General features: G+C 61.6%; 19 protein-coding genes and 1 riboswitch. Of the genes, 12 read left to right on the top strand and 7 right to left on the bottom strand.

The annotated features are described in order from the left end of the window. Positions 1–10 precede the first annotated feature (10 nt). The 3 genes from phoB (at position 11) to QA644_RS10415 (ending at position 1,974) form a co-directional block, all read left to right on the top strand. Positions 11–694 (top strand): phosphate regulon transcriptional regulator PhoB, encoded by a 684-nt coding sequence (gene phoB / locus QA644_RS10425; RefSeq protein WP_022714998.1) that lies wholly within the window; start codon positions 11–13, stop codon positions 692–694. 17 nt (positions 695–711) lie between these two features. Further along, a complete protein-coding gene (locus QA644_RS10420) occupies positions 712–1,398 on the top strand; it encodes a winged helix-turn-helix domain-containing protein (RefSeq protein ID WP_074068666.1) in 687 nt (228 codons plus the stop codon). Between the two features lie 387 nt (positions 1,399–1,785). Continuing rightward, positions 1,786–1,974: a hypothetical protein gene (locus QA644_RS10415; RefSeq protein WP_074068664.1), complete on the top strand. Its 189-nt coding sequence runs from the start codon at positions 1,786–1,788 to the stop codon at positions 1,972–1,974. A 37-nt stretch (positions 1,975–2,011) separates the two neighbouring features. Here the strand turns inward: QA644_RS10415 and QA644_RS10410 are convergent, their stop codons facing one another. Further along, complete coding sequence (locus QA644_RS10410; RefSeq protein ID WP_194729924.1) at positions 2,012–2,455, bottom strand: hypothetical protein; 444 nt, start codon at positions 2,453–2,455, stop codon at positions 2,012–2,014. Between the two features lie 47 nt (positions 2,456–2,502). Next, complete coding sequence (locus tag QA644_RS10405; RefSeq protein WP_283072263.1) at positions 2,503–2,682, bottom strand: hypothetical protein; 180 nt, start codon at positions 2,680–2,682, stop codon at positions 2,503–2,505. Positions 2,683–2,829: 147 nt separating this feature from the next. Between QA644_RS10405 and QA644_RS10400 the strand changes: the two genes are divergently transcribed. Both QA644_RS10400 and QA644_RS10395 read left to right on the top strand, forming a co-directional pair. Beyond that, positions 2,830–3,732: a universal stress protein gene (locus tag QA644_RS10400; RefSeq protein ID WP_283072262.1), complete on the top strand. Its 903-nt coding sequence runs from the start codon at positions 2,830–2,832 to the stop codon at positions 3,730–3,732. 118 nt (positions 3,733–3,850) lie between these two features. Beyond that, on the top strand, positions 3,851–4,615 hold the full coding sequence (locus QA644_RS10395; protein WP_283072261.1) for a sulfite exporter TauE/SafE family protein: 765 nt from the start codon (positions 3,851–3,853) through the stop codon (positions 4,613–4,615). A 32-nt stretch (positions 4,616–4,647) separates the two neighbouring features. Here QA644_RS10395 and QA644_RS10390 read toward each other — a convergent pair whose 3' ends face one another. Then, positions 4,648–4,926: a hypothetical protein gene (locus tag QA644_RS10390; protein WP_283072260.1), complete on the bottom strand. Its 279-nt coding sequence runs from the start codon at positions 4,924–4,926 to the stop codon at positions 4,648–4,650. A 67-nt stretch (positions 4,927–4,993) separates the two neighbouring features. On the opposite strand from QA644_RS10390, the gene QA644_RS10385 reads away from it, so the two are divergent. After that, complete coding sequence (locus QA644_RS10385; protein WP_239598402.1) at positions 4,994–5,935, top strand: LysR family transcriptional regulator; 942 nt, start codon at positions 4,994–4,996, stop codon at positions 5,933–5,935. Positions 5,936–6,038: 103 nt separating this feature from the next. Next, positions 6,039–6,194, top strand: a complete 156-nt coding sequence (locus tag QA644_RS10380) for an entericidin A/B family lipoprotein (RefSeq protein WP_039845170.1) — start codon at positions 6,039–6,041, stop codon at positions 6,192–6,194. A 6-nt stretch (positions 6,195–6,200) separates the two neighbouring features. Here the strand turns inward: QA644_RS10380 and QA644_RS10375 are convergent, their stop codons facing one another. Together QA644_RS10375 and QA644_RS10370 are read right to left on the bottom strand one after the other, a co-directional pair. Continuing rightward, entirely contained in the window at positions 6,201–6,551 is a 351-nt protein-coding gene (locus tag QA644_RS10375; protein ID WP_239598404.1) for a hypothetical protein, read from the bottom strand. Between the two features lie 96 nt (positions 6,552–6,647). Continuing rightward, positions 6,648–7,643 (bottom strand): glycine betaine ABC transporter substrate-binding protein, encoded by a 996-nt coding sequence (locus QA644_RS10370; RefSeq protein WP_283072259.1) that lies wholly within the window; start codon positions 7,641–7,643, stop codon positions 6,648–6,650. Between the two features lie 591 nt (positions 7,644–8,234). On the opposite strand from QA644_RS10370, the gene QA644_RS10365 reads away from it, so the two are divergent. Continuing rightward, positions 8,235–9,689 carry a cobyric acid synthase gene (locus QA644_RS10365; RefSeq protein WP_283072258.1) on the top strand — a complete coding sequence of 485 codons (1,455 nt, stop codon included), beginning with the start codon at positions 8,235–8,237 and terminating at the stop codon, positions 9,687–9,689. Here the strand turns inward: QA644_RS10365 and QA644_RS10360 are convergent. Next, on the bottom strand, positions 9,686–11,476 hold the full coding sequence (locus QA644_RS10360) for a chloride channel protein (protein WP_283072257.1): 1,791 nt from the start codon (positions 11,474–11,476) through the stop codon (positions 9,686–9,688). The genes QA644_RS10365 and QA644_RS10360 overlap by 4 nt on opposite strands. Before the next feature lie 164 nt (positions 11,477–11,640). Then, positions 11,641–12,036: riboswitch (cobalamin riboswitch) on the top strand. Positions 12,037–12,353: 317 nt separating this feature from the next. Here QA644_RS10360 and cobU point away from each other — a divergent pair. From cobU to cobO, 4 genes are read left to right on the top strand one after another with little or no spacing between them, the layout of a single operon-like run. Continuing rightward, positions 12,354–12,878 carry a bifunctional adenosylcobinamide kinase/adenosylcobinamide-phosphate guanylyltransferase gene (gene cobU, locus QA644_RS10355; protein ID WP_074070301.1) on the top strand — a complete coding sequence of 175 codons (525 nt, stop codon included), beginning with the start codon at positions 12,354–12,356 and terminating at the stop codon, positions 12,876–12,878. 4 nt (positions 12,879–12,882) lie between these two features. After that, positions 12,883–13,932: a cobalamin biosynthesis protein CobW gene (cobW, locus tag QA644_RS10350; protein WP_239598409.1), complete on the top strand. Its 1,050-nt coding sequence runs from the start codon at positions 12,883–12,885 to the stop codon at positions 13,930–13,932. A 9-nt stretch (positions 13,933–13,941) separates the two neighbouring features. Continuing rightward, positions 13,942–17,871: a cobaltochelatase subunit CobN gene (cobN, locus tag QA644_RS10345; protein WP_283072256.1), complete on the top strand. Its 3,930-nt coding sequence runs from the start codon at positions 13,942–13,944 to the stop codon at positions 17,869–17,871. 18 nt (positions 17,872–17,889) lie between these two features. Continuing rightward, complete coding sequence (gene cobO / locus QA644_RS10340; protein WP_074068643.1) at positions 17,890–18,522, top strand: cob(I)yrinic acid a,c-diamide adenosyltransferase; 633 nt, start codon at positions 17,890–17,892, stop codon at positions 18,520–18,522. A 7-nt stretch (positions 18,523–18,529) separates the two neighbouring features. Here the strand turns inward: cobO and QA644_RS10335 are convergent, their stop codons facing one another. After that, entirely contained in the window at positions 18,530–19,342 is an 813-nt protein-coding gene (locus tag QA644_RS10335; RefSeq protein WP_074070299.1) for a TSUP family transporter, read from the bottom strand. Between the last annotated feature and the right edge of the window lie 13 nt (positions 19,343–19,355).

Below are 19,355 nucleotides of genomic sequence, written 5' to 3'. Positions count from 1 at the left end.
ACAGAACCGAATGATCCCGAGAGTTGCAGTCGTTGAAGACGAAGAGGCACTGAGCGTGCTTCTTCGCTATAACCTTGAGGCCGAAGGTTTCGAGGTCGACACCATTCTGCGCGGCGACGAGGCCGAAATCAGGCTTCAGGAGCGCACGCCGGATATTCTGATCCTCGATTGGATGCTGCCGGGCGTGTCGGGCATAGAGCTTTGCCGCCGCCTGCGCATGCGCCCGGAAACGGAGCGTCTGCCGATCATCATGCTGACGGCGCGCGGCGAGGAAAGCGAGCGTGTGCGCGGCCTTTCCACCGGCGCCGACGACTACGTGGTCAAGCCGTTCTCCACGCCCGAACTCGTTGCCCGCGTCAAGGCGATGCTGCGCCGCGCCAAGCCCGAGGTGCTCTCCACGGTGCTGAAATGCGGCGATATCGAACTCGACCGCGAAACGCATCGTGTTCACCGCAAGAGCCGCGAAGTCCGTCTCGGCCCGACCGAATTCCGTCTACTGGAATTCCTGATGTCGTCGCCCGGCCGCGTCTTCTCGCGTTCGCAGCTTCTGGACGGTGTCTGGGGCCACGACATTTATGTCGACGAGCGCACCGTGGACGTTCATGTCGGTCGCCTGCGCAAGGCGCTGAACTTCTCCAACATGCAGGACGTCATCCGCACCGTCCGCGGCGCAGGATATTCGATGGAAGCATAGCAGGGAGGCCGGAGAAGATGTCGGTGCGGGTACTTGTTGTTGAGCAGGACGAAGATCTGCTCGCGACACTGAAGCATGCTCTGGAGACAGAAGGGTATTCGGTGAACTGTCTTCACCCGCATGCGTCGCTGGTCGAGCTCGTGGCGTTGCGGCTGCCTGATGCGGTGATATTCGGTGCGCCGGCTCCTGGCTCGATGGCAATCTCGACATGCCGCCAGTTCCGGACAACTGGAGCGACCGCCCGCCTTCCGATCGTGGTGCTGCTGGACTCGGCCCTCGAGCAGGACCGGTTGGCCGTCCTCTCCGCCGGAGCCGACGACTGCCTCATAAAGGCAGTCTCCCCCGTGGAACTCCTCATCCGCTTGCGGAACCTCCTGCGGCGTCTCAATCCAGCGCTGCTGGAGAGCACGCTGAAGGTCGGGGATCTGACGCTCGATAAGAACGCCCGCCGGGTTCACAGGCAGAAGAAGGAAGTCAAGCTCGGCCCCACCGAGTTCAGGCTGCTCGAGTTTCTGATGAAGTCCCCCGGCCGCGTCCACTCCCGATCGGAATTGAGGGCATCGCTGTGGGGTAACGATGCCAGTGTCGATGAGCGCGCTGTCGACGTACACATCGGGCGTCTCCGGAAGGGCATCAGTTTCGGCAAGGCCGATAAGGTGATCCGGACGGTGCGTGGCGCCGGCTACGCACTCGGCGACTTCTGATCCGGATCAGGTTCCTATCCTATCCCCGTCGCTGTGCGCACAGATTGAGACGCGCGATACAGCTGTTCGCGCAATACGTGTGTCACGTCGATTTCACGCGACTGCCTATATTAGGGTGTGCTTAGTCGCGCTGGAGGTGATTCCAGTCCGCCTTCGGCTCCCATACTCGCCTAAGGGCGTCAGACATATAATCCCGCCGGGATGAGGGTTCGGCCCGATAGGCCACACTCGTCCCAAAGTACAGCTAGTTTGGTTGAAGCGATTTGGAGTATTCCATGACGATCAAGACGGCGTTGTTGAGAATGTCCCTGATTATCGTTTCCGGGTGGGTCATGGTCGGCACCATCACCTTGGTGATGTTCCATTGACCAGCGAGGTGTAAACGGCATGCGGTTCCTGGTGTACACGAAAACGATCGCTGAACTCGATTATGACGAAGAGACGCGCGTCTTGACGATCATCTACCGGGACGGCCAACTGCGATCCGTTCCCCATGTCGATCCCAAGATCATGATGAAAATGGTTGCACAGCTTCCTCCGGAACGATCCCTCTACCTGATGCAGGCGGCGATCTGAACGTCGCGGGCAAGGCAAGGTGCGACCGCACCTGGCGTCAATGCATGGCCTCGATAAAGGCGCGGCGATAGAACGCGCCGAGGTTGATCCGTTCTGCAGCGACCGCCACAAGCTTCTTTTCGAGACGGCGCTCGAATTCCCGCGATCGGGCCGCCCGCGGCCTGCCGTGCGGTGTCGTAGGCTTTAACCGCATCCGTGGTCCGACGTCGTCGCGGTACTGGGCAAGCGTCATGGCGGCCTTGATCAGCAGAGTTCTTATCTGCGGACGGTGCTCGGCAGCGATGACGAGGCCAAACGACTTGATCAGGACAGGCTTCGGGACGGGCAGCTCGATCTCGTCGATGATGTCATTTCCCACTTGCGCTTCCTCGGCGAACACGAGGTATTGGTCCACCAGGTCATGAGCGGCCTCGAGGGTCTCGGTGTCCGGGCTGTACCGGCACCAGGTGTCACCAAAAGCACTCAGCGATCCGTATGACATCAAGAGCTCCTTTGCGCTTCAAATGAACGCGGAAACTGCCTGATTGTTCAAAGGATGCCGCAAGTGGTGCGAAAGCGGCGCGGCTTCGCCACGATCATTTGCTCCGCGGCGGGATGGCCGCCGCGGGGCAGGGAGGCGCATTTCGCGTAGATTCTCCATTTCATTTCGGCCTGGGCGGCCGTGGGACCAATGACGCTCAAGGCGAGAAGGGTTGTCATGAAGCGCATGGAATAGTTCCTACCGTCACTTCCATGGCAAACGAGTGATTGCGTGCTAACAAGTGTGCAGCGTTTGCTAGCCATGGGACCCAGGAGTAAACTTTCAAACGTGATGGACCGGGAGCGAGGTGGGAGCACTCGCGAAAGGAGGCCGGTATGAGCAATGCGACCGTAAACGACACCGCGCGGAAACCGCCCCCGGCAGAAGCCGGTGTCATCTTCGCCGGCCATGTGCGGGAAGTGACCGTCCATGCCGACGTTCTCGCTCTGCTGCCCGATCCGGCAACTGCGCAGCCTTGCCTGGATATTGCAGAAGACGCCGCCCGCGCCATCCACGGCACCATGGCCGTGGCCCATGTCGGTGCGGATCCGGAACGGATGATCGCCGCGCCGGAGGAGATCGATCTGCAGATGCTGCGCGACCTGGCCGAAGGCTCGCCGCAAGAGCGGTTCGAGCGGGTCGCCCGCGCCTTCGAGGATTGGAAGCAGGGCAAGCCCAGCCGAGAACGGCTCCTTCTCGATGACTGCCGCGGCGATCTCAATCGCTGCGTGACCGCCGAAGTCCATGAGACGGCGCTCGTCGTCGCCCCATGCCATGGCAACATGGATGCCCGCGACGCTTTTCACGATCTCCTTTTCAATGAGCACAAGCTGGTATTGGCACCACCTGCCGATGCCTATGCCGGCAATCTGCTGGGGCATGTGGTGATCGGCTGGAAACCGCATGATCATGCGCAGGGTGCCGTCGCCGCCGCCAGGCGCTGGCTGGCTGCGGCCGATCGCTTGACGGTTCTATGCGTCAACGACAAACCGGACGGAAGCTACCAGTCAACGGCAAGGGAATTGCTAGATCAGCTGGGGCTTGACGGCGACGTCGTTGCAATCAGCTCGGGAAGCCGGTCCGTCGGAGAGGCGATCCTCGATTTCGCCAAGTCGGTGAATGCGACGTGCCTTTTGATTGGCGCTTTCAAGCATGGCTATTTCCTGGAGCTGCTGCTCGGCCGTGTCACTCACTACCTGCTGTCGCATTCGCCGCATCCAGTGATGATGAAGCATTAGCGGCGGCGACGCTTGATCTCGCCTGCGCCAAGAAAAGCCGCTACAAAGTCGGTACTTCCATCTGGCTATATCGATGACACATGAAACGGCGGCCGCATCTCAATCGCGCAACTTACCCATGGCATTCGCGGGAGGCGCAATTATTGGCGCGCTCGGTGGGCTGATCGGCCTCGGCGGCGCGGAATTTCGTTTGCCGTTGCTGATTGGCCGCTTCAATTTCGCGGCCCTGGAAGCCGTCATTCTTAACAAAGCCATGAGCCTCGTCGTGGTCGCGACGGCCCTGCCGCTCCGTGCCGGAACGGTGCCTTTCGCCGTTATCGCCGAAAACTGGCTTATCGCCGCCAACCTGCTCGCCGGAAGCCTGCTTGGTGCATGGTGTGGGGCCGGATGGGCAACGCGCCTGAAATCGGAAACGCTCTACAAGGTTATTGCCGTCCTGCTCGTTGTTATCGCGGCGGTGCTGGTCCTCGGCCATGACGCTCGTGCAGGTCAGCCGGTTCTGACTGGGCCGTCCCAGATGATTGCGGGCGTGATCGCAGGCTTCGTCATCGGCGTGGTAGCCTCGCTGCTCGGCGTGGCAGGCGGGGAATTGCTGATACCGACTTTGGTGCTACTGTTCGGCGCCGATATCAAGCTGGCCGGAAGCCTCTCGCTCGCGGTGAGCCTGCCGACGATGCTTGTCGGCTTCACCCGCTACAGCCGGGATCAGAGCTTTTCGGCTATCCGTCGCAACAAGGCATTTCTGCTCGTGATGGCGGCGGGATCGACTGTCGGAACCTTCATCGGCGGGTTACTTCTCAGCATTGTACCGAGTGTGTTCCTATTGCCTACGCTTGCCGTGATCCTCCTGATTTCAGCGTTGAAAGTCTGGCGGCATCAATAGTTCAAGTGGGGGCACACCCCCGACTTGCACACCTAGGAGCCAGCGTTGCGATGATAGCTGGCGGCGGACGAGCCGGGCGTGAACCGCATTTCATGCAGTGTCTGTATCGCCAAACGTGCAGAACTCTGGTGAGGAGAAGGTTGCGTGCCTCCTTCTCGGGTATTGTTGAGCGCATATGGGTCGACATCAGCGATCAGGTGGCTGGGCAGCGCGGTCATCTGCCGCATAGTGTTCTCCCAGGTGGTGCGCTGCAGTTGCCTTGCCCTGAACGCAAAGAAGATGTCCAGAATGCTGTGTGCAGCCTCGGTCATTATGGCCTCCTTTGTTTATCGAGCCATGTTGCTAAAATAGCTTTGCGTTGACTTTCAAACAAACGAAATGATATGGTGTTTAATATCAGAAAAATTGAAAGATGCGACGATGACTATGCCCTTTCGCCGCCCGATCCCGTTGCTCGACAATGATGTTCTGAGAACCTTTGTCGCCATTGCGGAAACGGGTAATTTTTCGACTGCAGCCGAGGCTGTGTTCCGCACGCCGTCGGCGGTTTCCATGCAGATCAAGAAGCTCGAGGAACAGCTCGGCGCGACGCTCTTTATGCGTGATGCGCGTTCGGTGACGCTGACGCAGCACGGCGAGCTCTTGCTGACTTACGCTCGCAATATCTTGGCGCTCTCCAACGAGGCGGTCTCGCGCTTCATCATGCCGGAACTCAGCGGCGTCGTGCGGCTCGGCGCGCCGGAGGATATCGGCGAGCGGCTGCTGCCAAGTATCCTGAAGAGCTTCGCGGAGAGCTATCCGGGCATCATGGTCGACGTGACGATCGACATGAGCATGGGCCTCAAGAAGCGCATGGAAGAGCAGAGGCTGGATCTGGCGCTGATCAATTGCGCCACGCGGCCGTTTCCGACCGGCGGGGAGATCGTGTTTCGTGAACGCCTTGTCTGGGCAGGCGCCAAATGCGGTACTGCCCACAGGCGCGATCCCCTGCCGATCTCGATCTGGGAGGATGGCTGCATCTGGCGCCAGGAGGCACTGGCGCAGCTTGAGCGTAACAAGCGGCCTTACCGCGTCGCCTATCTCAGCGGCCATACGATGGCGCAGCGCGCCGCCGTGCTTTCCGACCTTGCGATCGCGCCGCTGCCGCGCTCCTATGTGGCCGACGGCATGGTGATGCTCGGTGCGCAAGAAGGCCTGCCTGAACTCGGCTCGTTCGACATCCGGCTGCTGACGGCCTCCCAGCTCTCGGGGCCCATGGAGGCGGTCGCCGACAGCATCCGCTTTGCTTTCGCGGAAAAGGCAAAGGCCGCCGCCGCTTGATCCGGACGGCGAGGAACTTTAATGGATTTCGGCGCGTTGAACGGCGAGAGCAGCATGCTGCCTCGGCCGCACGATTTCTAGTTTGCAAAAGAGGATTTCCAAAATGACGATAACGGTCAAAATCGGCGCAGCGCTGATGCTGCTTCTGGCGCTTTCTTCCTGCGGCAATACCATCCGTGGCGTGGGCCGTGATACGGCAAACGCCGTCAACGCGACGCAGGATGCCGGCCATTCGGTCAACCGCGCCGCACGCCGCTAAATCTTTTCAGACCGTTGCGGCAGGATAGGCGCGTTCGAGGCCGCCCGATCGGTTGAGGCCAGTGCGGAAAGCAAGATAGGCCGGATGCTGGCTTGATTTCGCTGCTTCGGTCAATCGGATCTGAAGCCGCGCCGGCGCGGCTTCACCAATCCACATTCCGGTATTTTCAAGTTTCAGAGAATTGAGAAAGGGCGCAGCCGCGGCCAGATCCAGATACCGATGCAAGCCGTCGATCAGGCTGTCGTCCTGCGCTGCATTTTCCATGAGCAGCGCAAGATACGACCTGTCCGCTTCGGAAGCGCCTGCAAATTTGCTGGCAACAGTGTCGCGATCGGGAAAGGAAGCGGCTGGCGTCATCGGTCATCCATTGCGTTGCTGCCATTGGCCCGGCAGTCGTTTGACTAGAATATGCCGTCAGCCTAGGAGCGATAGCCTACGCGAGGCTGGAATTGCTCAAAGAGCGGCCTTCACCTTTTCCGCGACGTCAGCCGGCATCCACCGTGTCCAGAGTTCGGGGTAGTTGCGCAGAAAATAGAGCGCGGCGTTCTCGCTGCTTTCCCGGTTTTCGTCCTGCCACGCCAGAATGTCGTTTATGGTGTTGTTGTCCCAGGTGCGGGAGCGCAAGTAGGCGAGTTCCGGACCGGCACGGTCGGCAAAGGCCTTGGTGACGACGGTAAAGGCCTGGGAGACGGGATAGGCGTTAAGCTGCGGACGCGCGCAGCCTTCGACCGAGGTGCAGGCCAGCCATTCCGCCTTATCGTGGCTGACACCCATACTGAGCCGTGTCATGTCGTATTTGCCGAGGATCGCCGTTGGTGCCCAGTAATAGCCGAGCCAGCCAACTTTGGCGTCGAAGGCTGCGCCGATCGAATCGTCCAGGCTTTGCGGGCTTTCGCTGTCGATCAGCTCGAAACCGGCCTTCTCGCCGTTCAAGGCCCTGAAGAGATTGGCTGTCGAAATCCGGCAGCTCCAGCCCGGCGGACAATTGTGGACGGCGCCCTTGGCGGCATTTTTCGGCGCGGGGAAGAGGTCTGGCCGTTTCAGGGCATCCTGTACGGAGCGGATGTCGGGATTTGCATCGGCGATGAATTTCGGGATCCACCAGCCTTCGATTGCGCCATCCGACAAAATCTCGGAGGCCTGGATCAGGCGCCCGCTCTTCACTGCCGCCTCGAGTTGAGTCCTGACGGACGCGGTCCAGAGTTCCGGTGCGATATCGGGTTCGCCCTTCTGATCCATCGAAGCAAAAGTGGGCACGGTATCGCCGGCCACGGTCCTGATATTGCATCCATAGCCGTTTTTGAGAATGAAGCTGTCGAAATTGGCGGCAATCGCCGCCGAGGCCCAACTCATCTCCGCGATCGAAACATTACCGCAATCAGCCTGCGCGGCGCGGCCGCCGGCGACGAGACATACGGCAATAAACAGCCAAGCCAGGATGATCTTCATCGCTCGTTCCCCGATTTTTGATGCTGACATGCAGCTTTTGGATGTAATACTAACCGCCCAATGCGTTCGTTCAATGAATGCATGCAGCAGTTTGGCCGTCGCAATTTCAGGTGCCATGCGTTTTTTTGCATCGCGATCGCCGGCCTGGGACATTCCGATTACATCCCAGCCTACGCCTTTGACATGGCAATTGAAATCCGCTTGCGGCCGAATTTTTTTGAGCTAAACGACTGATTTGAATGAGCTAATATTCCCACTGATCCACGAGCGAAAGTCTGCATCGAGCTTGAACTCAATGAACTGCATGCGGATCGAGAATCGGTAAAATGTCAAAAAAGGTCAAAATCCACCATTGCTGAGTTCCGCAATAACACTCCGGTAAGAATGTCACGCTATCAGTTGAACCACGGCGGGGGACAACCGCCGCTTTCTCCGGATCAGGTAGTGCGTCCCGGAGAATACGAGTTTCGCCGTGTATTGGCGAATACGCCAGAGTTTTCGGCAGACCGCGCGCGCCCGCCAGCCCGCGCGGTTTTCGCATTTCGGACAGACGATTGACCGCGGATCGTGCAGCGTTGTAGGCCTCATCGCATGACCAAGGCGATCATGTTGCAGGGAACCGGCTCGGATGTCGGCAAGACGGTGCTCGTTGCCGGGCTTTGCCGGCTTGCGGCCAATCGCGGCCTCAAGGTGAAGCCTTTCAAGCCGCAGAATATGTCGAACAACGCGGCTGTTGCCGATGACGGCGGGGAGATCGGCCGGGCGCAGTGGCTGCAGTCGCTTGCGGCGCGCACGTCCTCGTCGATACACATGAACCCGGTTCTCCTCAAGCCGCAATCCGAAAACGGCAGCCAGATCATCGTGCAGGGCAAGGTCTTCGGGCAGGCGAAGGCCCGTGACTACCAGAGGTTAAAGCCGCTGCTTCTTGAACATGTCCTGCAGAGTTTTGCGATCGTCTCGGAAGGCGCCGATCTCGTCATCGTTGAGGGCGCGGGCTCGCCGGCCGAAATCAACCTGCGTCCCGGCGATATCGCCAATATGGGCTTTGCCACCCGCGCCAAGGTGCCAGTCGTGCTCGTGGGCGATATCGATCGTGGCGGCGTGATCGCCTCTCTTGCCGGCACGCACGCGATCCTTTCGGATGACGACCGGGCGATGATTTCCGGTTATATCATCAACAAGTTCCGCGGCGATGTTTCGCTCTTCGATGACGGCAACGCAGCGATCAATCGCTTCACCGGATGGCCGTGTTTCGGCGTGGTGCCCTGGCTGAAGGCCGCCGCCCGCTTGCCGGCGGAGGACTCCGTCGTGCTGGAGCGCCTCGTCAGGGGCACCTCCGGTGCGTTGAAGATCGCCGTACCGGTTCTGCCGCGCATCGCCAATTTCGACGATCTCGATCCTCTGCGTGCCGAGCCCGATGTCGAGCTCGTCTTCGTGAAGCCGGGAGACCGGCTGCCGGGCGATGCAGCGCTGGTGATCCTGCCCGGGTCGAAATCGACGATTGCCGACCTCCGTGATCTGCGCGCTGCCGGCTGGGACCGCGATCTGGAGACGCACATCCGGCGTGGCGGGCGCGTCATAGGCATCTGCGGCGGGTATCAGATGCTCGGGCGCACGGTTCGCGATCCGCTCGGCATCGAGGGGGCGAGCACTGCGACACCGGGTCTCGGATTGCTTGATGTCGAGACCGAAATGGCGCCAGAAAAGACCGTGCGGAACAGCCTGGCGGTCTCGGCCGAACACGGCGTTCCGCTTGCCGGCTACCAGATCCATTTGGGCGTCACGACCGGGCCGGACTGCGCCAGGCCATCAGCGGTGATCGACGGTGTGGCCGATGGCGCGGTATCTGCTGGCGGCCGGATCATGGGCACCTATCTGCACGGCCTTTTCGGCAGCGATGCCTATCGCGGCAAGCTTCTCGAGAGCTTCGGCCTATCCGGCGAACGGCGGAGCTACCGTCAAAGCGTCGACCAGGCGCTCGACGAGGTCGCGGACGAACTCGAAACCCATCTCGACAAAGGCTGGCTGGCCGGGCTTCTCGGCTAGATTTCGCCGGAGACCTCGCGGCGCCTGCGGTCGAGCTCTTCGCTGTAGCGGCGCAGCGTATAGCTTTCGCTGAGCTGGCCGACGACGCGGCGCTCGATCAGATTGCTGAGCACGGCGAGTGCTTCGCTCTCCGTCTTGTCGAATATCGCCGCCGCCTGCTTTGCGTTCATCTGCGGCTGCAGGAAGTCGTTCCGGTAACGGATGAAATCCTTCAGATCCTTGCCCTCGTCGTCGGTGGCAACCGGGCTCGCGTAGATTTCCGGAACGAGCACGATGCCGGCATATTTGTCGGAGTCGTCGACGAGGATGACGCGCTGCCTCGATCCGATCGGGCAGGCCTTCTTGAAATCATCAATCGTGATGCTGACCTTCGCCGTTTTCACGTCCGAGCGCATCAGCTTGTCGACCGTCAGATTGCGGATCCAGCCGACATCATGGGCGCTGCGGATGCTTTCGCCACGAAGATGAAAACGCCATGTCGCGAAGGAGTAGCCGAACGTGTTGCGCACGACGAGCGACGAGGTGATGACGGCCGCAAGTACCAGCGCGGTGATCGGAAAGTCCCCGGTTATCTCGAGCGCCAGGAACGTCATCGTCAGCGGCCCTCCGATGACCGCAACGGCGAGCGAACTCATGCCGACCACGGCATAGATCACGGGCGTCAGCGTCGCATGGGCGAAATAGGGGGCAGCATAGGCGAAAAGCTTGCCGAGCAGAGCGCCCATGAAGAGTGAGGCGAAGAAGAGGCCGCCCCTGAAGCCGGAACCGATGGAGATCGCCGATGCGAAGGATTTCAGCAGGAGAAGACCGACCAGGACCGGGACGGCAACATCACGGCCAAGGTTCAGATGCAGCGCGCCATGGCCCGCCGAAAGCACCTGCGGCGTAATCATCGCCAGAAGGCCGACGACGATGCCGCCGAGCGCCGGGCGAAGCGGCGTCGGAACCGAACTTTTGCGCGCCAGCTCCTCGATGAAGGCTACGCCCTGCATGATCAGGATGCCGACGCCGGCGCTGAAGGCGCCAAGCAACAGGGCAGGGATATAATCAGCCGGAACCACCGTGCCGAACTCCCCGACATCGATCATGAAATCGCTTCCCGCCAGCAGGCGCGCGACGAGCGTCGAGACGAGCGCGGAAACGACGACCGGCGTCAGCGACACGATCGTGTAGGTGCCGATGATGAGCTCGAATGCATAGAAGGCGCCTGTCAGTGGTGCATTGAAGGCCGCGGCGATCGCACCGGCGGCGCCGCAGCCGACAAGGACGCGCAGGTCTGCACGGCGGAGCTGCAGCTTCAGTCCGAGCTTGGAGGCGATACCCGCCGCGAGCTGGACATAGCCCGCCTCGAGGCCGACGGAGGCGCCGAAGCCGTTCGAAACCAGATTCTGCACGGCGACGATGATGCTATCCGTCAGCGACAGCCGTCCGCCATGCAAAGCGTTCGCTTCGATGGGATCGATCATGGGCTTCTTGCGGGTTCGCGCGAGAATGAAAAACAGAAGGCCGAGCAGCATCCCGCCGCAGACCGGCGCCATCAGAAGCAGGAATTTGTCGTTTGTCTGCGATGAACTCAGCCGTTCGATGTCGCTGATGCCGAAGATCAAGCGATGCAGCTCGCGCGAGAGGAGGCTCATGCCGGTGACAGCCAGGCCCGACGTCACGCCGACGGCGATCCCGGCGAAGACCATGCCCATTTCACTGCGGCGGGCAAGCGCACGAAGCCGCCCGGCGTCGAGCAGGCGGTAGAGCCGGTAGAGGCGCGGGAAATTCAATTTCGTGAGCATATGCAAAGAACTAGGTGGCGGCCAACAGCGTCAAGGGCGAGAGGGGCGCTTGCTCCCGAAATGTGGCGAAAGCCCGGCGCGAAAGGCACCGCGAATTGGAAGCTGTTCGCCGCCGGTTTCATTTGGGTGCCCGCAATTGACTTCGGAAGGCGGCTTGCCTAACGATGAATATACTTACGGATGGTTCCGGGACGGCAGATGCCGTTCCGGATGAAAAGGGAATGTGAAGGGACGGACCCAAGCCGGGCGTCTTTATCACAGCCGACCCCGCGACTGTAGAGCGGTCAGGGTCTTCCGTCCGGCGTTCAGGCCATTTCACGGCTCCTTTCGCATGTTGCGGATCAGGTGAAGTGGCTGGGGCGCCGGAAAAGCCACTGGAAATGCATTGTGATCAGCCGGGGCAGGACGCCTCTATTTCTACGAATCGTCCGCCTTTTCACGAGAATGCAGCCGGGAAGGCGAGGAAGATCCACTGGCGCGATCAGGGGCGACCTTAGATGGTCGCCCCGGTCGGCCGACACCCGCGAGCCAGGAGACCTGCCATGCGTGCCGGGCGAAGAGCCCATTCTGGGGCATTGTTCCCCGCTGCCAGCACGGAGGTTGTCATGGCTGAACGATGGAATTCCATGCCGCATTTTGTGGCGTCTTTGCGGGACACCGCACTTTCGACTTCCCGCATTCCTGTCCTCGGGTTTAACCCGAGGATTGTCACAAGAAACCCGCCACGGCGCGTCCGCGCCGTAAATGAAACAGCCATCTCGAGGGTGTCTTCCGCGCCCAAGGACTTGGGGGCACTGGATTCCTGTGACAAGCACAGGAATGAGGGTTGGCTGCGCCATACCTCGGCAGCGCCGTTTCTTACGCCGCAGGCCTCCAGATGACTCATCCCACATGCGGCACCGCCTTCGTCCTCGGCGGCGCGCGTTCCGGCAAATCCCGTTTTGCTGAGCAGCTGATTGCCGATAGCGGGCTTGAGCGCCACTACGTCGCGACGGGCCGGGCCTGGGACGAGGAGATGCGTCAGCGGATCGAGAGCCACAAAACCGATCGCGGCCCACTCTGGACGACGCATGAGGAGCCGCTGGAGCTCGTCCCCCGTCTTTCCATTATCGACCGCGAGGGCCGGGCGATCCTCGTCGATTGTCTGACGCTCTGGGTCACCAATCTGATCATGGAGGAGCGCGACATGGCAGCGGAATTCGCAGCACTTGCCGCTTGGTTGCCGAAGGCAAGAGCGCGGCTCGTCATCGTTTCCAATGAAGTCGGCCTCGGCATCGTGCCGGAGAACCGCATGGCCCGGGATTTCCGCGACCATGCCGGACGGCTGCACCAGATGATAGCGGCGGAAGCCGCGGAAGTGTATTTCATCGCGGCCGGTTTGCCGCTGAAAATGAAGGGTTGAACCTATGAGCCAGCAGAAGATCCCCGCAACCGTCATCACCGGATTCCTCGGCGCCGGCAAGACGACGATGATCCGCAACCTGCTTTCCAACACCGGCGGCAAGAAGATCGCGCTGATCATCAACGAGTTCGGCGATCTCGGCGTCGATGGCGATGTATTGAAGGGCTGCGGCGCGGAAAACTGCACTGAGGACGATATCATCGAATTGACCAACGGCTGCATCTGCTGCACCGTTGCCGACGATTTCATTCCGACGATGACGAAGCTTCTCGAGCGCGCCCAGCGTCCGGATCACATCGTCATCGAAACCTCCGGCCTTGCCCTGCCGCAGCCGCTCGTTGCCGCCTTCAACTGGCCGGATATCCGCAGCGAAGTGACTGTCGATGGCGTCATCACCGTCGTCGACAGCGCGGCCGTCGCGGCCGGCCGTTTTGCCGACGATCACGATGCGGTGGATGCGCGCCGCGCAGACGACGCCTCGCTCGATCATGAAAGCCCGATCGAAGAACTCTTCGAGGACCAACTGACCTGCGCCGACCTCATCGTGCTCAACAAGACCGATCTCCTTGACGGCGAAGGGCTCAGCCGCGTGCGCCACGAAGTGGCCTCCCGCATCGCCCGCAAGCCGGCGATGATCGAGGCGAGGAACGGCGAGGTTCCGGCAAGCGTGCTGCTCGGCCTCGGCATCGGTACTGAAGAGGACATCGGCAACCGCAAGTCTCATCACGAGCTGGAGCATGAGGACGGCACGCCGCACGATCACGACGAGTTCGACAGCTTCGTGGTCGACCTTGGCCCGATCGACGATCCGGCAGGCTTCACCGAGAAGCTGAAAGGCGTGATTGCCGAGCACGATGTTCTGCGCCTGAAGGGCTTTGCCGATGTCGCGGGCAAGCAGATGCGGTTGCAGGTCCAGGCCGTCGGCAGCCGTATCGACCAGTATTTCGACCGCGCTTGGGCGCCGGGCGAAGCGCGCGGCACACGGCTTGTGGTGATCGGATTGCACGAGATGGATCAGAACACCGTCCGCAAGGCCATCCAGGCACTCGTCTAAGGCTCGGCCATGCATCTGCTTCTTGCCCAGAGAGGAACGATCAGCGACGGCGACGAGGCGATCGACCTCGGCCAATCGCCCGCCGATATCCTGTTTTTGTCTGCGGCGGATACGGAGCTTGCGGCGATCGCCGCGGCTCACGCGCAAGGCGGAAGGCCTTTCACGCTCCGGCTCGCCAGCCTGATGAGCCTCAAGCACCCAATGTCCGTCGATGCCTATATCGAGCGCACGGCGAGGTGCGCAAAGCTGATCATCGTCCGGGCGCTTGGGGGCGCGAGCTACTTCCACTACGCGCTGGAGGCGCTGCATGCCTGCGCGGCGCGGCATGGTGCGATGATTGCGGTGCTGCCTGGGGATTCGAAGCCGGATGCGGGATTGACGCCGTTTTCGAACGTGCCGCTCGACGATCTCAACGCGCTCTGGGCTTATCTGATCGAAGGCGGCGACGGGAATTCGCGAAGCTTTCTCGATTACGCGACGGCGATGCTCTCCGGCGATGAGAAGCCGGGCGCGGCTGCGCCGCTGATGAAGGCGGGTATCTGGTGGCCGGGTCGAGGTGTGATTGGGGTTGAGGAGTGGAAAGTTGTTTCCGCGTGCGGTATCCCAAACTCGAAGGAAGAGGCCGGATTCAAACCCACCGTCGCCATCAGCTTCTACCGCGCGCTCGTGCAAAGCGGCGAAACGGCCCCCGTCGAAGCGCTCATCGAAGCGCTGGCGGCGGAAGGCCTGCGCCCTCTGCCGATCTTCGCCTATAGCCTCAAGGATCCGCTGTCGACCGGCATTCTCGAGCGCATCTTTGCAGAAGCGCCGCCCGAGGTGGTGATCAACACCACCGGCTTTGCCGTGTCTGCGCCCGGCGCCGATCGCGCGCCGAGCGTGCTTGAAACAAACGGCGCCGTCGTTCTCCAGGCGATTTTCTCCGCCACATCCAAGGAGGCGTGGGCCTCGTCATCGCAAGGCCTTTCCGCCCGCGATCTCGGCATGAACGTCGCGCTACCGGAGGTCGATGGCCGCGTGCTGGCGCGGGCCGTTTCGTTCAAGTCTGCCGCCCGTTACGACGCGGCCGTCGAGGCCAATATCGTCGCCAGCGAGCCGGATACCGATCGCATGCGTTATACGGCGAAACTCGCCGCCAACTGGGCGCGCCTCCGAAACAGGCAGCTTGCGGGGCGGCGCATCGCGCTGGTGCTTGCAAACTACCCAAACCGTGACGGACGCCTCGGCAACGGCGTCGGCCTCGATACGCCAGCCAGCACGATCGAGGTGCTGAAGGCGATGCGGGATGCGGGTTACGCTGTTTCCGGTTTCCCGGCCGATGGCGATGCGCTGATGCGGCACCTCGCCGAGGGGCCGACCAATTCCGGACACGATGGCAAGGTGATCCGCGAGACGCTTTGCTTGAATGGGTACAAAGCGTTCTTCGCATCTCTTCCGAAAAAGATTCAAGACGAGATTGCCGCCCGCTGGGGGGACCCGGCGTCCGATCCCTATTTCACGGACGGCAGTTTCGCCCTGCCTTTCACCCGCTTCGGAAATCTCCTCATCGGCATCCAGCCTGCACGCGGCTACAACATCGATCCGAAGGAAAGCTACCATTCACCGGACCTCGTGCCGCCGCATGGCTATCTCGCCTTCTATGCCTTCCTCCGCGAGGAATTCGGCGCCGATGCCGTGATCCATATGGGCAAGCACGGCAATCTGGAATGGCTGCCGGGCAAGGCGCTGGCGCTGTCTTCGGAATGTTATCCGGAAGCGATCCTCGGCCCGCTGCCACATCTCTATCCCTTCATCATCAACGACCCGGGCGAAGGCACGCAGGCCAAGCGGCGCTCGAGCGCCGTGATCATCGATCACCTCACGCCGCCGTTGACGCGGGCCGAGAGCTATGGCCCGTTGAAGGACCTGGAAGCGCTGGTCGACGAGTATTACGAGGCCTTTGGCGGCGACCCGCGGCGCATTCGGCTGCTCGCCAAGCAGATCCTTGATCTCGTCGCCGATATTGGTCTCGACCGGGATGCGGGGATCGCCAAAGGCGAGAGCGGAGACGAGGCGCTGAAGAAGCTCGACGCCTATCTTTGCGATCTGAAGGAAATGCAGATTCGCGATGGCCTGCATGTGTTCGGTGTTGCGCCGCAGGGCCGGTTACTGACTGATCTCACGGTGGCACTGGCCCGCGTTCCGCGCAGTCTGGGCGAGCGGGGCGATGCCAGCCTGCACCGGGCGATTGCGGCAGATGCGTTTTTTGGGTTCCCTCTTCTCCTGCGCGGGGAGACGATGTCCGCCAGGACAGATGAGGGGGTAAGCGACAAAAGGAGCGAACGAGCAGGCGCCAGCCAGGCCGAACATTCCGCCCCCTGCGTCTCGTCCGACCCTTCAGGCCACGTTCTCTCCGTTGGGGGACAGTCGCTAGCCTTCGACCCCCTCGATTGCGATATGTCGGCGCCCTGGCTCGGTCCGCGGCCCTCGCTGTTGGTAGAGACCTGCAATACCCCCTGGCGCACCAACGGCGACACCGTCGAGCGCATCGAATTGCTTGCCGCAGAACTGGTCGCCGGTGAAATTCCATGCCCGCCGGACTGGCCGGCAACCCAATCGGTTCTCACCGAGATCGAAACCCGCCTGAAGCCTTCCATCCTCGCCTGCGGCAAGGCTGAAATCGCGGGCCTTCTTCGCGGTCTCGACGGCCGCTTCGTCGCTCCCGGTCCGTCCGGCGCGCCGACGCGCGGGCGGCCGGACGTGCTTCCGACAGGGCGGAATTTCTACTCAGTCGATAGCCGCGCCGTTCCGACGCCTGCAGCCTTCGAACTTGGCAAAAAATCCGCCGAATTGCTCGTCCGGCGCTACGTTCAAGACCATGGCGACTGGCCGGTCTCGTTCGGGCTGACGGCCTGGGGCACATCGAACATGCGCACCGGCGGCGACGATATCGCGCAAGCGCTGGCGCTGATCGGCGTCAAGCCGGTCTGGGACATGACCTCGCGGCGCGTCACCGGCTACGAGATCATTCCGCCTGCGCTGCTCCGGCGCCCGCGGGTCGACGTGACGCTGCGCATCTCCGGCTTCTTCCGGGATGCCTTTCCCGAACAGATCGCGCTATTTGACAGGGCAATCCGCGCTGTAGGTGCTCTGGATGAAGATGCCGCCGACAACCCGATCGCCGCCCGCATGCGCGGCGAAGCCGCGCGCCTTGCCGCAGCCGGCCTCGATGAGGCATCCGCACAGAAACGCGCCGGCTACCGCATCTTCGGCTCCAAACCTGGTGCTTATGGTGCGGGCCTGCAGGCTTTGATCGACGAAAAGGGCTGGGAGCGGCGGGCCGATCTGGCGGAATCCTATCTTGTCTGGGGCAGCTATGCTTACGGCGCGGCGGAGGAAGGCAGGGCCGAACGCGGCGTCTTCGAGGAGCGCCTGCGCTCCATCCAGGCCGTGGTGCAGAACCAGGACAACCGCGAGCATGACCTGCTCGACAGCGATGATTACTACCAATTCGAAGGCGGCATGGCGGCCGCGGCCGAACAACTGGGTGGAGTACGTCCCGCGATCTACCACAACGATCACTCGCGGCCCGAAAAGCCGGTGATCCGCTCGCTGGAGGAGGAGATCGGTCGCGTCGTGCGCGGGCGTGCGGTCAATCCGAAATGGATCGATGGCGTCATGCGCCATGGCTACAAGGGCGCCTTCGAGATCGCCGCGACGGTCGATTACCTCTTCGCTTTTGCAGCGACGACGGGTGCCGTCGGCAACCACCATTTCGAGGCCGTCTACCAGGCCTTCGTCGCCGATCCGAAAGTCCGCGATTTCATGGCGGAGAAGAACCCGGCGGCGCTTGCGGACATGAAGGAGCGGCTGCTCGAAGCGATCGAGCGCAGGCTCTGGACGCCGCGCAGCAATTCGGCGCGCTTCGATCTCGCACCGTCACGTCACACAGAAACGCCATAAGGTTTAGAGGGAAGAACAATGAGCGAAGAACCAGTGGAAAGCGGCGAGAAGGACGATGCACGTCACGCCGAAAAGATGGCCAAGAAGAAGGCCGCGCGCGACAAGATCATGGCCACGAAGACCGACGAGAAAGGCCTGATCATCGTCCATACCGGAAAAGGCAAGGGCAAGTCGTCTGCCGCCTTCGGGATGATCTTCCGACATATCGCCCACCGCAAACCGTCTGCCGTCGTGCAGTTCATCAAGGGCGCGATGTGGACCGGGGAGCGCGACCTGATCGAGAAGCATTTCTCCGACGTTTGTCAGTTTCATACGATGGGCGAAGGCTTCACCTGGGAGACGCAGGACCGCGCGCGCGATGTTGCAGCGGCGAGGGCTGCGTGGGAGAAGGCGAAGGAACTGATCCGCGACGAGCGCAATTCCATGGTGCTGCTCGACGAGATCAATATTGCGCTCCGCTATGACTATCTCGACGTCAACGAGGTGGCCGCATTTCTCAAGGCCGAGAAACCCTATATGACTCACGTCGTGCTGACCGGCCGGAACGCCAAGGACGAGCTGATCGAGATCGCCGATCTGGTCACGGAAATGGAGCTGATCAAGCATCCGTTCCGCTCCGGTATCAAGGGACAGCCCGGCGTGGAGTTCTGATGGCGGATCAATTTCCCGGCAGGTAATCGGAGGCCATTGCCAGGCTCCAGAGGCGGAGAGGGTTCGTCGGGTCGGACAGAAGCTTGATCGTGAACGCGATGCAAACCGTCACGAGCAGTGGTTTGATGAGCTTGGCGCCGGTGCGCATCGCAAGCCGTGAGCCGACCTGTGCGCCGAGGAACTGGCAGACACCCATCATCAGCCCGACCGTCCAGAGCGTTGCTCCGAAGGAGGCGAAGACGATGAGCGCGCCGATATTCGAGCCAAGGTTCAGAAGCTTGGTATGCGCCGTCGCCTTCAGCATGCCGAAACCTGCAAGCGTCACGAAGGAAAGCATGAAGAAGGAACCCGTGCCCGGGCCGAAAACTCCGTCGTAAAAGCCGATCAGCGGCACGAAGGTCATGCCGAAGACGAAAGGCGTGATGCGGCGGTGGGTATCGAGGTCGTTGAGGTTTGGCTTGAAGGCGAAATAGAGCGCGATCGCGATAAGCAGCACCGGCATGATGGCGCGCAGGACATCGCCGGGCACGATCGTCGCAAGGGCCGCACCGAGCGCACCGCCCATAGCCGCCATCATGGCCATCGGCAGTTGTTCTCGAAGGTTCACATGGCCCTTGCGCGCATAGGCGATCGTCGCGGACGCTGCTCCGAAAACGGATTGTACCTTGTTCGTGCCGAGCGTCTGGAGCGGCGGAATCCCTGCGATCAGCATCGCCGGGACGGTAATGAGCCCGCCGCCGCCGGCGATGGCATCGACAAAGCCGGCAAAAAAGCCGGCAAGGCAGAGGAGAAGAAGAAGATGGGGTGCGATATCGGACACGGCGGAACTCGAA

Source organism: Rhizobium sp. CC1099 (assembly GCF_029714385.1).
In the GTDB taxonomy this organism is placed as follows: domain Bacteria; phylum Pseudomonadota; class Alphaproteobacteria; order Rhizobiales; family Rhizobiaceae; genus Rhizobium.
Note: the sequence above shows the minus strand (reverse complement) of the source record. Positions and strands in the feature narration are given on the sequence as shown.

Bases quoted from the DNA above. Each gene is read 5' to 3' on its own strand.
- phoB (WP_022714998.1), top strand. From the start codon at position 11: ATGATCCCGAGAGTTGCAGTCGTTGAAGACGAAGAGGCACTGAGCGTG.
- QA644_RS10420 (WP_074068666.1), top strand. From the start codon at position 712: ATGTCGGTGCGGGTACTTGTTGTTGAGCAGGACGAAGATCTGCTCGCG.
- QA644_RS10415 (WP_074068664.1), top strand. From the start codon at position 1,786: ATGCGGTTCCTGGTGTACACGAAAACGATCGCTGAACTCGATTATGAC.
- QA644_RS10410 (WP_194729924.1), bottom strand. From the start codon at position 2,455: ATGTCATACGGATCGCTGAGTGCTTTTGGTGACACCTGGTGCCGGTAC.
- QA644_RS10405 (WP_283072263.1), bottom strand. From the start codon at position 2,682: ATGCGCTTCATGACAACCCTTCTCGCCTTGAGCGTCATTGGTCCCACG.
- QA644_RS10400 (WP_283072262.1), top strand. From the start codon at position 2,830: ATGAGCAATGCGACCGTAAACGACACCGCGCGGAAACCGCCCCCGGCA.
- QA644_RS10395 (WP_283072261.1), top strand. From the start codon at position 3,851: ATGGCATTCGCGGGAGGCGCAATTATTGGCGCGCTCGGTGGGCTGATC.
- QA644_RS10390 (WP_283072260.1), bottom strand. From the start codon at position 4,926: ATGACCGAGGCTGCACACAGCATTCTGGACATCTTCTTTGCGTTCAGG.
- QA644_RS10385 (WP_239598402.1), top strand. From the start codon at position 4,994: ATGATATGGTGTTTAATATCAGAAAAATTGAAAGATGCGACGATGACT.
- QA644_RS10380 (WP_039845170.1), top strand. From the start codon at position 6,039: ATGACGATAACGGTCAAAATCGGCGCAGCGCTGATGCTGCTTCTGGCG.
- QA644_RS10375 (WP_239598404.1), bottom strand. From the start codon at position 6,551: ATGACGCCAGCCGCTTCCTTTCCCGATCGCGACACTGTTGCCAGCAAA.
- QA644_RS10370 (WP_283072259.1), bottom strand. From the start codon at position 7,643: ATGAAGATCATCCTGGCTTGGCTGTTTATTGCCGTATGTCTCGTCGCC.
- QA644_RS10365 (WP_283072258.1), top strand. From the start codon at position 8,235: ATGACCAAGGCGATCATGTTGCAGGGAACCGGCTCGGATGTCGGCAAG.
- QA644_RS10360 (WP_283072257.1), bottom strand. From the start codon at position 11,476: ATGCTCACGAAATTGAATTTCCCGCGCCTCTACCGGCTCTACCGCCTG.
- cobU (WP_074070301.1), top strand. From the start codon at position 12,354: ATGACTCATCCCACATGCGGCACCGCCTTCGTCCTCGGCGGCGCGCGT.
- cobW (WP_239598409.1), top strand. From the start codon at position 12,883: ATGAGCCAGCAGAAGATCCCCGCAACCGTCATCACCGGATTCCTCGGC.
- cobN (WP_283072256.1), top strand. From the start codon at position 13,942: ATGCATCTGCTTCTTGCCCAGAGAGGAACGATCAGCGACGGCGACGAG.
- cobO (WP_074068643.1), top strand. From the start codon at position 17,890: ATGAGCGAAGAACCAGTGGAAAGCGGCGAGAAGGACGATGCACGTCAC.